This window comes from Paenisporosarcina macmurdoensis, assembly GCF_042658845.1.
Taxonomy (GTDB): Bacteria; Bacillota; Bacilli; order Bacillales_A; family Planococcaceae; genus Paenisporosarcina; species Paenisporosarcina macmurdoensis.
Map to the genome: position 1 here is coordinate 232,914 of NZ_JBHSRI010000002.1, position 12,779 is coordinate 245,692.

A 12,779-nucleotide genomic window follows, 5' to 3' on the forward strand; every position below is an offset into this window, starting at 1 on the left:
TGATGGAATTATCAGATGTACGTAATGAGTTAGACAGAACAGCTTCAAAACTATTCGACTTTAGGGGGTCTCTTTGACTTAGAAAACAAAGAGGCACGAATTGCAGAGTTAGACGAAAATATGTCGGTTCCTGATTTTTGGAATGATCAAGATTCTGCACAAGTTGTTATAAGCGAAGCTAATACCTTAAAAGAAATTGTTAATGAATACCAAGAACTAGTAGACATACAAGAAAATTTAGAAATGACTTTGGAATTGTTACGTGAAGAAGCAGACGAAGAATTGCATGAAGAACTCAGCAAAGAAACGAAAGAATTTACTTCTAAATTGGGTGACTTTGAATTGCAATTATTACTGAGTGAACCGTATGACAAAAACAATGCCATTTTAGAATTGCACCCTGGTGCTGGTGGAACGGAGTCTCAAGACTGGGGCTCTATGCTACTGCGCATGTATACACGTTGGGGTGAGAAACGTGGCTTTAAAGTAGAAACCATTGATTATTTAGCTGGCGACGAAGCGGGAATCAAATCTGTAACGTTAGGTTTTAAAGGGCATAATGCGTATGGATACTTAAAAGCTGAAAAAGGTGTGCATCGTTTAGTGCGTATTTCACCTTTCGATTCTTCTGGACGTCGTCATACATCATTTGTATCTTGTGAAGTCATTCCTGAATTCAATAATGAGATTGAAATTGATATTCGAACGGAAGATTTAAAAGTAGATACGTACCGTGCAAGCGGTGCAGGTGGTCAGCATATTAATACGACTGACTCAGCTGTGCGTATTACCCATCTTCCAACGGGCGCTGTTGTAACGTGTCAGCAAGAACGTTCACAAATTAAAAACCGTGAAAAAGCGATGACATACTTGAAAGCTAAACTCTATGCCTTAAAACTTCAAGAACAAGAAGCGGAAATGCTGGAAATTCGTGGAGATCAAAAAGAAATTGGATGGGGAAGTCAAATACGCTCATACGTATTCCACCCTTATTCAATGGTAAAAGATCATCGCACAAGCACTGAAAGCGGAAATGTCCAAGGTGTAATGGACGGCGATATTGATTTATTTATTAATTCGTTCTTACGTTCAAGAATGAACTAATGCAAAAGCGGGCATCCATAAAGGGTGCCCGCTTTTTTCTATGGATTGGTTTGCGATGGCGCGGGGATTTATCGTGACTAGAGAGTGATATATCGTGAGTAAACTGAATGATATCGTGACTACGTGAAATCAGCACAATTGAACGTGCTTGAAATGGTGACATTTTTCCAGCCAAATGTCACGTTGCTAGTGGTGTGAAGGTATCAAGGTGCGCGGGGATTTTTCGTGACTAGTGTGTGACTCAGTCACAAGATCTCCCGCGTTTATTTCCTCTTTAAGTTATAGTTACTACTATCAATAAAAAATTAGTCTTGAAAATAAAGTAAGCAGCAAGAGGCCGAAATATCATCTTCGGCCGAATATCTACATAATTGAAGCATCGATTCTCTAGTAAACCAAACGATTGTAACCGTGAGCTTCCAGGTTTCAAGGGAGCGAAGGACACAAACTAGCCGCAAGATGATCTGGAAAAAGCAAGGTGGGCGAAGTGACGCAGTCACAAGCCCACCTATTAAAATCTCCAGACCAAGGTGCAGCAAAAGTTGCGTCCAAAGCGGACTGGAAACTTCTTTGCTTCAGTAAGGTGAGAAGTAAGCTTGCGTATGAAGAGTACTGGAAATTTTTATCGCTTCATTAACATTTTCACTTCACCATGATGAAGTTCACACAATACAAAGCGTCTGCTATACTTCACTAGGGAAATTTTAGTTATTTAGAAGGTAGGAATGATCATGAATCGCAAAGTACGGAATGAACCACATCCAATATTATCTTCCGTTTTAGAATATATATATATCATCATTGGAGCTGCAATCATAGCAGTTGGTTTTAATGTGTTTTTGCTACCAAATGAAATAGCATCTGGTGGAGTAAGTGGAATAAGTACAATATTAAAAGGTGTATTCGATTGGAATCCAGGTCTTGTCCAATACGCATTTAATATTCCTTTATTTATTACAGGTGTGATTTTTCTAGGTAAACAGTTTGGTGCGCGTTCACTTGTGGGCACGCTAACATTGCCCTTATTTGTTTTGTTAACAGCTAGTTGGGAGCCAGCCACATTTAACCCTTTGCTAGGCGCATTATTTGGTGGTATTTCAGTAGGTGTAGGTTTAGGTATTGTATTCCGAGGCCGTGCATCAACTGGAGGAACTGATTTAGCTGCTCAAATTATTACAAAATATTCTGGCTTGACACTTGGTACAAGCGTTATGTTAATTGATGGACTGATTGTTCTTTCAGCAGCTTTAGTTTTTGATATTGAAAAAGGTTTATACGCGCTAATTGGATTATTTGTAACCACTAAAACTATTGATATCATCCAACTTGGTTTTAGCCAATCGAAAATGGTTTATATTATTACGAATAAACAAGAGGAAATAAGGGATGCTATCTATACTGAAGTGAATCGCGGCGTAACAAAACTATCAGCAGTTGGTGGTTATACTGAACAAGAACGTCCGATATTACTTGTAGTAGTTTATCAAACCGAATTTTCAAAATTAAAACAAGTGATAAAAACTGTTGACCCTTCAGCTTTTGTCATCGTTACAGACTCCTATGAAGTACTTGGAGAGGGTTTCAAACGTCCTTAATATTGGTATACTTGAGAAGAATGTGAAATCTGATTTTTCCTGGAGGGAAAAAAATGAACAAGAAATTATTAGCAGCCATTTTTGGTTCTGCATTGATGCTTGCCGCTTGCGGTGGCGGGGATGATGAAGCAACCGAACCAAATGATGAAAATGGTGGAGAAGTAGTTGAAACACAAGATGCTGAGAAGATTGTGCAAGGGAATTGTACAAGTTGTCACGGTGGTAATTTAGAGGGGCAAGGAAACTTTCCTAGCCTGACAGATGTTGGTTCTCGACTATCTCAAGAAGAAATTTTAAAAGTGATACAAGAAGGAAAAGGTGCTATGCCTGCTAACATTATTGAAGGTGCAGAAGCTGAAGTAGTGGCAGAATGGTTATCAAATAAGAAGTAAAAATGGGAGATCAACGCATAAATTAGCGTTGGTCTTTTTAATTTGTCCAAATCATGTCGAAATAAAAGAAGGAATAATGGAAGAGGATGTTGAATTCTAGTTGTTGGTAGGTCTATTTACTACCATCGTTCTTGTGTATATAGTCTTAGGTGTAAGGTTCTATGGGGATTTTTAATACATTTTGTAATAGTAATGTAATAAAATTTTGTCGTTATACTTGTTATAATGAGTTTGTCGGAAAAAAACAGAAGTCAGCTAGGACAAAACATAGGTGGTTACATAAATATGATTTCAATGAAAAATGTATATAAAAAATATCCGAACGGAATTGTTGCAGCAAATGGTTTTAATGTAGAAATTAAACAAGGTGAGTTTGTTTATGTAGTAGGACCAAGTGGTGCTGGTAAATCCACATTCATCAAAATGATGTATAGAGAAGAACGTCCAACGAGCGGAGAAATAATCGTTAATGGAGTAAATTTAGCAAAACTCAAGTCAAAACGAGTTCCTTATTTAAGAAGACAAATTGGTGTGGTTTTTCAAGATTTTAAACTATTACCGCGTCTAAATGTCTATGAAAACGTAGCATTCGCATTAGAGGTTATTGAAGAATCACCAAAAGTGATACGCAAACGTGTTATGGAAGTATTAGATTTGGTAGGACTTAAACATAAAGCTCGCATGTTTCCAGATGAACTTTCTGGTGGAGAGCAACAACGTATCTCGATTGCTCGTTCAATTGTAAATGTTCCTAAAGTCATGATTGCTGATGAACCTACGGGTAACTTAGATCCTGAGACATCTTGGGATATTATGAACTTGTTTGAGGAAATAAATCGTCGGGGCACAACTGTTATTATGGCAACCCATAATAAAGAAATTGTAAATACTATTAGGCACCGAGTTATATCAGTTGAAGGTGGACTTGTGGTACGCGATGAAGTTGGAGGTGCCTACGCTTATGAAAGCTAGAACAGTAGGACGTCATTTCCGAGAAAGTTTTAAAAGTTTAGGTCGAAATAGTTGGATGACCTTTGCGTCTGCAAGTGCGGTAACTGTCACTTTACTGTTAGTTGGCGTGTTCGTTATGATCATGTTGAACTTAAATAAAGTAGCGGATGATTTAGAAAAAGACGTCGAAATCAAAGTATTAGTCGAACTGACGTCAGACGAAGTTGCAGCAACTCAATTAGAAACAGAGATAAAAAAAGTTTCTGGTGTAGAATCTGTTAAATATTCAACGAAAGAAGCCGAACTTGAAGATTTAATTAAAGATTTTGGTGAAAATATGGGGTTATCAGAGCAGAATAACCCGCTTAGAGCTGCATTTTATGTGAAGGCTTCAAACCCTCAAGATACGGAAAATGTCGCCGAACAAATTGACCGACTTAATAATACATATTCAGTAGAGTATGGTGAAGGTAAAATTGAAAAATTATTTGATTTCTTAAACGTTGCTCGAAATGTGGGACTAGTGTTGATTTTAGCCTTGCTATTCACTGCCATGTTCTTAATTTCAAATACAATCAAAATTACGATAGTGGCGCGTCGTCGCGAAATTGAAATTATGAAACTAGTAGGAGCGACCAATGGATTTGTTCGAATTCCTTTTGTCTTAGAAGGTATGTGGATAGGGATTCTTGGTGCAATTTTACCTATCACTCTCGTAACTTTACTATATTACAATTTATATACGATACTTCAGCCTTATTTAGAAGGCGAACTATTTAGTTTGTTACCACTTACACCATTTTTATATCAAGTAAATATTCTCATTTTAGCAATGGGCGTTTTTATTGGTGTATGGGGAAGTTTTATGTCGGTAAGAAAGTTCTTACGCGTTTAACCGCGATGTTGAAAGGGGCACACCATGGGAATGAAACAATCTAAATGGATGTTAGTTACCATAGCAGCAGTTTTAGGGAGTACAGTATTTATGACTAAACCTGATGCTTTGGCAAACTCATTAAGTGATTTAAAAAATGAACAAAATCAATTGGAACAGAAAAAGAACCAATTGAATTCTACAATTGACAAGAAAAAAGGCGACATTTCAGAGAATCAATCTACTCAAGAGAGAATACTAGCTCAAATTCAATCACTAGATACTAAAATTATCGAAACAGATAATGAAATTGATAATATTTTGGTCGATATTAAACGGACCAATGCTGAAATTGATAAATTGCACGGAACGATCAAAGTGTTAGAAAAGAAAATTGCTGAACGTGACGAATTAATAAAAGAACGATTACGTGCAGTTCAAGAACGTGGTGGATCCGTAAATTATTTAGATGTTTTACTGGGAGCGAACAGTTTCGCAGACTTTATTGACCGTTTCTCTGCTGTGAATACGTTAATGGATGCAGATCGGAAAATTTTACAAGAACAAGCGACTGATATAGAATCGCTTGAAAAACAAAAAGCTTCAGTTGAAGAGAAGTTAGCTAAACAAAAACAAAGTCGAAACAAGTTAGTAAATCTTAAAGCAACCTTGGATTCTCAAAAAGCTTCTAAAGGTAAATTAGTTGATCAATTAGAAAAAGAACAAGCAAAATTAAAAATCGAGAAAAAAGGCCTTGAAAATGAACATTCAGAAACAATTGAATTTAGTAAAGATGTAGAAAATAAAATTGTCGCAGAACAAGCTCGTTTAATTGAACTTGCTCGACAAGCAGAAATCGCACGCAAGAAAAAAGAAGCAGCTGAACTGGCTCGACAAGAAGCAGCTGATCGCGAACGACAAAAACAAGCTAGCATTGCTCGACAAAAAGCTTCAGCAGCTACAGCGGCTGCAAATAGAAGCAGAAATACGAACACAAACACAAACACAAACACCAGCGTTTCTGCCCCAGCTCAAACTCCTGAACCTGTAGTATCTTCAGGAACATGGACACGTCCAGCAGCAGGTAGATTCTCTTCAACTTACGGAGCTCGTAACATTGGGTCAGGGAATGAGTTCCACTACGGTAGTGACATCGCTAATAGTGTTGGAACACCTGTAGTATCAGCAGCTGACGGTATTATTTCTCATGCAGGACCTATGGGAACATACGGGAATGTAATCATGGTTACCCATTCGATTAATGGGCAAATTTTCACAACAGTCTATGCACATTTAAGCGGTATCAATGCTAGTGTGGGACAATCTGTTTCAAAAGGACAACTTGTCGGAAAAATGGGAAGCACAGGTCGCTCTACTGGATCTCACTTACATTTTGAAGTTCACGAAGGTCCTTGGAATGGTTCACGTTCTAATGCGGTAAATCCGATACGTTACGTATCTTTCTAAAAGTAATTTATAACTCACTCTCATTTTTTTGAGGGTGAGTTTTTAGGTTTGTTTAGAGTTTATGAAACTTATAGATTGATAGAGCTTTTCACAACAAGGGTTTTCTACAGGATTACAAATGATAACTCGATTATGTGCGTTTCCAATTGAACTAGTATACGATATAGGGTATATGAAAATGTTTAAGGAGTTGAAAGGATTTGCCTGTCACTGAGTGGTTTATCATAAAATCATTAACAATTCCCTCATCATGGGTAGCAGTACTTTTGGCAATACTAATTACGGGTATCATTATGTGGAGAAAGTTCGGTAAAGAAACAGAAGATTGGTATTCTGATGCGGCTATTCTTTTTTTACTTGTATGGAAATTGAGTGTAGTAATTACTGATTTTCAGATGGTAGTTGAGTCTCCACTGTCTATTCTTTATTTTAATGGAGGTACAGTGGGTATATATCTTGGCTTAATCGTTGCTTTATCTAGATTATTGTGGCGATTTAAAAAGAAAAATTGGCCGAAATTTGAGCTTGTAGCCATGCTATTTTCTATGGTCATGCTACAATCTTTGTATCAATTATTTATGGTTTTATTAAACGAAGCAGCGCTTTGGCAAAAGATCATAACAGCGGTTTTATTTATTGGACTGTCAGCTTTGACTTGGTTAAAAATCTCGATATCGCGCATTTGGCAAATACAAATAACCATTCTGTTTTTGTTTATTCATATTTTTGTTGCGCTACTTCAACCTCAAGGTATGCTTCAAACCCCGCTATTTGTAACCGCAATATTCGTGGTTTGCGGGGGTGTAGTTTACCTGACAACTAATAAAGAACATGAATTTACGGAGGAAAAATAATGACAAAAAAAATGTTCGGTCTGATCACTGTCGCTATCCTAATTGCCATTATGATTGCTGGCCTTGTGAAGAAAAATATTGATACGGAAGAGTCGTTTTCCAGTGAACAACGAGGTGTTGATTTATTAGAAACGACAGCTGAAGAAGGCTTAACACAAGGGGACATGGCTCCTGATTTCACTTTAACTACAGTTGATGGTAAGAAAGTTCAACTATCCGAGTTAAAAGGAAAAAAAGTTATTGTCAATTTTTGGGCAACTTGGTGTCCTCCGTGTAAAGCTGAAATGCCTCATATGCAAAATTATTATGACGAATTTTCACAAGATGAAAATGTCGAAATTTTAGCAGTAAACCTAACAAGTGGGGATAAGGTCGAAAGTGTTCAGAACTTTGTTAAAGATTATGGATTAACTTTTCCTATTCCAATGGATGAAGAAGGTATGGTAGGTCAGACGTATGAAGCTATCACCATTCCCACTTCTTATATGATTGATTCAAATGGTCGTATTCAAAACAAAGTCGTTGGTCCAATGGATGAAAATATGATAAAAGAGTTTGTTTCAAATTTAGATTAATATTAAATCTGGCTTTTTCTTGTCGTATCATCCCCTACTCGTTCATACAATGAAACGAAGAAAGTAGGGGGCGATATTAATTGAAAAGAAGCCGGGTTTTTTTGTTTGTTTTTTTAGTTATTTTGATTCTTTGTTTGCTCATTTTTTGGGCACCGTTAAAAAAAGATAAGACAAGTAATGCGACAAGTCCTATGTCACCTATTGACGAAGCTTATGAACGGATTTTAGCCAGCTCAGTACACCCGGTTGAAGGGAAACTTCTCATTGAAGGTGCACTTAGAGGGATGGCAGAAACACTTGGTGATCCATACAGTAAGTACATGACAAAAGAAGAAGCAAAATCGCATCGTGAATCATTGTCGGACGAGCGCGTCGGTATCGGATTAGAAATTGTTGAAAATAAAGGACGTTTTATTGTGGTAACGCCTCTTAAAGAATCACCAGCTGAGAAAGCTGGCGTCAAGCCTTATGATGAAATCGTACAAGTAGATGGAGAGCGAGTGGATGGAAAAAGTTTATCTGATTTGCTTAAAGTCATTAAAGGTAAAAAAGGAACAAATGTATCTTTAACTGTCTTTAGACCAACTGAAGACCGCCATATGGAGTTAAGTATGATGAGATCGGCACTGCAAATTCACACAGTTTCAAGTGAGCGTATCGAACAAGATGATTCTACAATTGGCTACGTAAGCATTTCATTGTTTGGTGAAAAAACGGCAGAAGAATGGGAACAACAAACACGCACTTTGGTCAAGCAAGGGATTGATGGTTTATTAATTGATGTCCGAGGCAATCCAGGGGGATATTTACATAGCGTAGAACAAATTATTGGTACCATGTTGAAGAACGGACAAATCTTCGCCTATATGCAAGATGCGAAAGGTGTACTTGAACCGTTACCAGTAAAAGCAACTAAAGAAGATGACTATTCTAAAGTTATGAAAAAAATTCCAATTGTGTTGTTACAAAACGAAGGTAGTGCATCAGCAAGCGAAGTGTTGAGTGGAGCATTAAAGTCAAACCAACGTGCACTTATTGCAGGCTCTAAGAGCTTTGGTAAGGGGACTGTCCAAGAAACTTGGGAACTAACCAATGGAGGAGAAATGAAGTTATCTTCACATAAATGGTTAACTCCTAAGCAACAATGGATTCATGGAAAAGGGATAGAAGCTGACTTTGAGGTTAAAGCAAATGAGCTTTATCAACTCGAACCATTACCGATTAGTGGATCTTATGAAGTAGGAGATTTTCATGAAGATATCATTTATGGACAAAAAGTGTTAAAAGCATTAGGCTATTCAGTTTCAAAAGTAAATGGATATTTTGATGAAGATACGGCAAAAGCTGTATTGGCTTTCAAAAAAGAAAAGAAACTTGAGTCCGATGCTACTATGGATACCGTTTTCTATCAAGTTGCTAGGGAATCGATTTTAACGTATAAAACGAGTAAGAAACATGATGATCAGCTACAAAAGTCTTTAGGTTATTTATTCCACTCTATTCAAAAGTAGAAAAAACCTATACGCATTCTATCAACGGTTTGTTACAATGGAAAGAAATGCACGAACCGTTGAATGGGTGGTGTTTCGTTTTATGTGGCAAGAGATAGGATTAGAGTTATTTAAAGGGATCAGTAAATTATTTATCAATCCACTATTTTACGTTGCGATTCTGTTCGCAGTACTTCTCGGATACGTCCGTGTAAAAAGAGAAAGACGTTCTTTTCGAACACGTATTTTATGGGGTTGGACTGAAGCGAAGAGAATGTTTGCAGACATCTGGAAGTATGCAGCTATTTTATCAATACTAAGTATCGGTATTGGTCTAACCGTAACGACAGATTGGATTGTAACTTACAGTATCATTAGCGTCTTTCTAGTCGTGTTATTTATGTATCAACTAGGTTCACCAATTGTAGCAGGTACACTAGCTATAGGAGCATTGTGGATTGGCTATGAAACGAGTCGAACATTTTCATTTTTGAGTTTTGAATGGTTTGGAGAGATGAACTGGATTCAGCTGTCATTTCCAGTAGCCTTACTAATCGGTGCCACAGTAATTGTAGAAGGACTACTCATCAGTAAAACTGGTGCCGAATCTGCATCACCAGTTTTAGAGAAATCTGCTCGTGGCTTAACAGCTGCAAGCTATCTTTCCAAACGCTTATGGTTGATTCCTTTACTTGTAATTGTGCCAGGAGATGTCATTCAAGACTTTACTCCATACTGGCCACAATTTACATTTGGTAGTGAATCATTTGGATTAGTATTATTTCCAATTGTCATCGGCTTCCAACAAAAAGCTCGCCGTACACTGCCTTTAAATTTATTCCCGAAATTAGGATTTTCAGTAATGGCTGTTGGTGTGATGACTATAGTATTAGCTTTAGGTGCAATATGGTTCCCATTAATGGCAGCTATTAGCTTAGCTATGGGTGCATTAGCTCGTATCGGTGTTTGGCTGTATTATGCGGTTAAAGAACGACAAGGCAATCACGCGGTTTCTCCTCAAAGCTCTGGTGTCATGATTGCAGGTGTCTTACCTGAATCACCAGCTGAAAAGATGGGGCTTGTTATTGGGGAATGTATTCGGAAAGTAAATGGACAAACAGTTTCAAACGAAAGAGAACTATATGAAGCTATTCAAATAAACGCCGCGCATTGTAGACTTGAAGTGCTCGATCATCAAGGGGAAGTACGATTACGTCAACATGTTATTTATCGTCACGACCACCATCGTCTCGGTTTATTGGTCGTAAGATAGGAGAACATTTATGGAATCTATGTTTACAAAATTCATTTTAGCTTTATTTTTACCTGGACTACTCGTCGTATTATTTACACGTATCACGTTTTCACATATTGTCGCGTTGATTTTAACGGTCGCCCTTATTACAGCATCCGTCTACGCTGGCTATACACATACTTGGTTGCTTTATGTCGTAGATGCTTTATCTTTAACGATTGGGTTTTGGTATGCAACTCTTATGATGAAGCGTGGCAAAAAGCAAGAAAATTAAGCGAAACGGTTTTACACTCAGGTGTAACGCCGTTTTTTTTTATGGCTATATGAAAGATTGCTGTTGATATTGCAGAACAGAACAGAACAGAACAGAACAGAACAGAACAGAACAGAACAGAACAGAACAGAACAGAACAGAACAGAACAAACAACAAGTACATTTGCGCCTAGAAAAGAAAGGAACGAAGGTTAAAAACTCAATTTCTTGCTCCTGCGGTTACTCGTCGCAAAAAGAAATGCTCCTGCGGTTACTCGTCGCAAAAAGAAATGCTCCTGCGGTTACTCGTCGCAAAAAGTGTGTCCAGGTGTGACCCTACGGAAAGAGTTCACCAGTAACGGAACTCGACAGAATCGTTGTTTCTAGAATGTTCGTGTTTACATCCAGTTTAATGAATTGTTGAAATTGACTAACATGGAAACAAATTTATTGTTAGAAATTTTTTTTGTGGGAATAATAGATTTGGCATATAAAACAAATTACTTGAACAAATATACCCCTAGTGGTATATTATGATTATAGAAATAAAACAACAAAAACTGGAGGGAACTTCATATGTATTTTCGTTCATTCTTTGATGAAAAATTAGCTCAATATTCTTATTTAATCGGTTGCCAACGAACCGGTGAAGCCATTGTAATTGATCCTGCACGTGATACTTCTGATGTTATTGAAGTTGCTAAAAAGGAAGGTCTGCACATTTCAGCTGCTACCGAAACTCATATTCATGCTGACTTCGTATCTGGTTCTCGTCAATTAGCTCATGATTTAGGCGTGACGTTGTATTTGTCTGACGAAGGCGATGCTGATTGGAAATACCAATACACAAATGGTCTAAATGTTGAAATGGTTAAAGACGGTTCTACTTTTTCAATAGGAAACATCGATTTTAATGTGTTGCATACTCCTGGGCATACGCCTGAAAGTATTTCATTTGTTTTAACGGACCGTGGCAGCGGCGCAACAACGCCAATGGGAATCTTTACAGGAGACTTCGTGTTTGTCGGTGATATCGGACGACCTGATTTATTGGAAAAAGCAGCAGGTATTGCAGACACTGCTGACAAAGGTGCACGCGCAATGTTCAAATCCATTCAAAAATTCAAAGAACTTCCTGACTATATGATGGTTTGGCCAGGACATGGTGCAGGCTCTGCATGCGGAAAATCTCTAGGAGCTGTACCTACTTCAACTGTCGGTTACGAAAAACAATTTAACTGGGCAATGAAAGAAGAAAATGAACATGCATTTGTTGACGAGCTATTGAAAGATCAACCAGAAGCACCCGTTTATTTTGCAGAAATGAAAAAAGTGAATAAAATGGGACCAGCAATATTAGTAGACAAAGTAATTCCAACAATCCAAAACAAAAATGAACTAGAAATAGAAATGCAAAATAAGCAGGTTTTCGTGTTAGATACACGTTCTTCAAATTTAGTGGAGAACACTCTTTTGCCAGGAGCCATCAACATTCCATATAACAAAGCCTTCACAAACTGGGCTGGTTGGTTAGTAGGCTATGATGAGCAAATGGTGATTATTGCTGAAGAAGTACAACGAGAAGAAATCGTTGGTTCACTTCAATCAATCCATTTAGATAACATTAAAGCATTTGTCGATCCATCTGTATTAAATGAAATGGACTTAACATCATACGAAACGTTAACTGTTAATGAATTTAAAGACGAAATTTCAAATTCATATGTGATGGACGTACGAAATGATACTGAATGGAGAGACGGGCACATCGAAGGAGCCCATCATCACTTTTTAGGGAAACTTCGTGATCTTGAATTGCCAAAAGAAACGCAAGTATTAATGCATTGTCAAGCTGGTGCTCGATCTGCAATTGGTGCAAGTGTATTGAAATCTCTTGGATATAAAAACGTAAAACATTTAGCTGGTGGCTATGCTGCCTATAAGAAAGCATAAAATTGGAGGAAATGAA

At 37.5% G+C, this 12,779-nt stretch carries 12 protein-coding genes; all 12 read left to right on the forward strand.

The features are described 5' to 3' along the window. Positions 1-2 precede the first annotated feature (2 nt). Positions 3-1,104, forward strand: a protein-coding gene (gene prfB / locus ACFPYN_RS01025) for a peptide chain release factor 2 (protein ID WP_377732624.1) whose coding sequence is annotated in 2 segments (ribosomal slippage) — positions 3-74 and positions 76-1,104 — 1,101 coding nt in all. Because the reading frame shifts where the segments join, the coding sequence is not laid out codon by codon here. Positions 1,105-1,835: 731 nt separating this feature from the next. Further along, positions 1,836-2,699, forward strand: coding sequence for a YitT family protein (locus ACFPYN_RS01030; RefSeq protein ID WP_377732023.1), 864 nt, complete (start codon positions 1,836-1,838; stop codon positions 2,697-2,699). 53 nt (positions 2,700-2,752) lie between these two features. Beyond that, positions 2,753-3,091, forward strand: a complete 339-nt coding sequence (gene cccB, locus ACFPYN_RS01035; protein ID WP_377732024.1) for a cytochrome c551 — start codon at positions 2,753-2,755, stop codon at positions 3,089-3,091. Between the two features lie 285 nt (positions 3,092-3,376). Then, a complete protein-coding gene (gene ftsE, locus ACFPYN_RS01040) occupies positions 3,377-4,063 on the forward strand; it encodes a cell division ATP-binding protein FtsE (protein WP_377732025.1) in 687 nt (228 codons plus the stop codon). Continuing rightward, complete coding sequence (gene ftsX / locus ACFPYN_RS01045; RefSeq protein ID WP_377732027.1) at positions 4,053-4,937, forward strand: permease-like cell division protein FtsX; 885 nt, start codon at positions 4,053-4,055, stop codon at positions 4,935-4,937. Before ftsE ends, ftsX begins: the two co-directional genes overlap by 11 nt. Positions 4,938-4,961: 24 nt before the next feature. Beyond that, positions 4,962-6,383: a murein hydrolase activator EnvC family protein gene (locus ACFPYN_RS01050; protein ID WP_377732028.1), complete on the forward strand. Its 1,422-nt coding sequence runs from the start codon at positions 4,962-4,964 to the stop codon at positions 6,381-6,383. Between the two features lie 200 nt (positions 6,384-6,583). Then, on the forward strand, positions 6,584-7,237 hold the full coding sequence (locus ACFPYN_RS01055) for a hypothetical protein (protein WP_377732029.1): 654 nt from the start codon (positions 6,584-6,586) through the stop codon (positions 7,235-7,237). Continuing rightward, a complete protein-coding gene (locus ACFPYN_RS01060) occupies positions 7,237-7,812 on the forward strand; it encodes a redoxin domain-containing protein (RefSeq protein WP_377732030.1) in 576 nt (191 codons plus the stop codon). The genes ACFPYN_RS01055 and ACFPYN_RS01060 overlap by 1 nt, the downstream gene beginning before the upstream one ends. An 80-nt stretch (positions 7,813-7,892) precedes the next feature. Continuing rightward, on the forward strand, positions 7,893-9,323 hold the full coding sequence (locus ACFPYN_RS01065; RefSeq protein ID WP_377732031.1) for a S41 family peptidase: 1,431 nt from the start codon (positions 7,893-7,895) through the stop codon (positions 9,321-9,323). An 82-nt stretch (positions 9,324-9,405) separates the two neighbouring features. Next, complete coding sequence (locus tag ACFPYN_RS01070) at positions 9,406-10,575, forward strand: PDZ domain-containing protein (RefSeq protein ID WP_377732032.1); 1,170 nt, start codon at positions 9,406-9,408, stop codon at positions 10,573-10,575. 10 nt (positions 10,576-10,585) lie between these two features. Next, entirely contained in the window at positions 10,586-10,831 is a 246-nt protein-coding gene (locus tag ACFPYN_RS01075) for a CsbA family protein (RefSeq protein ID WP_377732033.1), read from the forward strand. Between the two features lie 555 nt (positions 10,832-11,386). Further along, on the forward strand, positions 11,387-12,763 hold the full coding sequence (locus ACFPYN_RS01080; RefSeq protein WP_377732034.1) for an MBL fold metallo-hydrolase: 1,377 nt from the start codon (positions 11,387-11,389) through the stop codon (positions 12,761-12,763). Positions 12,764-12,779: the final 16 nt, after the last annotated feature.

Excerpts from the sequence above, each read along its gene's own strand:
- ACFPYN_RS01070 (WP_377732032.1), top strand. The coding sequence starts at position 9,406 with ATGTGGCAAGAGATAGGATTAGAGTTATTTAAAGGGATCAGTAAATTA.
- ftsX (WP_377732027.1), top strand. The coding sequence starts at position 4,053 with ATGAAAGCTAGAACAGTAGGACGTCATTTCCGAGAAAGTTTTAAAAGT.
- ACFPYN_RS01030 (WP_377732023.1), top strand. The coding sequence starts at position 1,836 with ATGAATCGCAAAGTACGGAATGAACCACATCCAATATTATCTTCCGTT.
- ACFPYN_RS01080 (WP_377732034.1), top strand. The coding sequence starts at position 11,387 with ATGTATTTTCGTTCATTCTTTGATGAAAAATTAGCTCAATATTCTTAT.
- ACFPYN_RS01050 (WP_377732028.1), top strand. The coding sequence starts at position 4,962 with ATGGGAATGAAACAATCTAAATGGATGTTAGTTACCATAGCAGCAGTT.
- ACFPYN_RS01060 (WP_377732030.1), top strand. The coding sequence starts at position 7,237 with ATGACAAAAAAAATGTTCGGTCTGATCACTGTCGCTATCCTAATTGCC.
- ftsE (WP_377732025.1), top strand. The coding sequence starts at position 3,377 with ATGATTTCAATGAAAAATGTATATAAAAAATATCCGAACGGAATTGTT.
- ACFPYN_RS01075 (WP_377732033.1), top strand. The coding sequence starts at position 10,586 with ATGGAATCTATGTTTACAAAATTCATTTTAGCTTTATTTTTACCTGGA.
- cccB (WP_377732024.1), top strand. The coding sequence starts at position 2,753 with ATGAACAAGAAATTATTAGCAGCCATTTTTGGTTCTGCATTGATGCTT.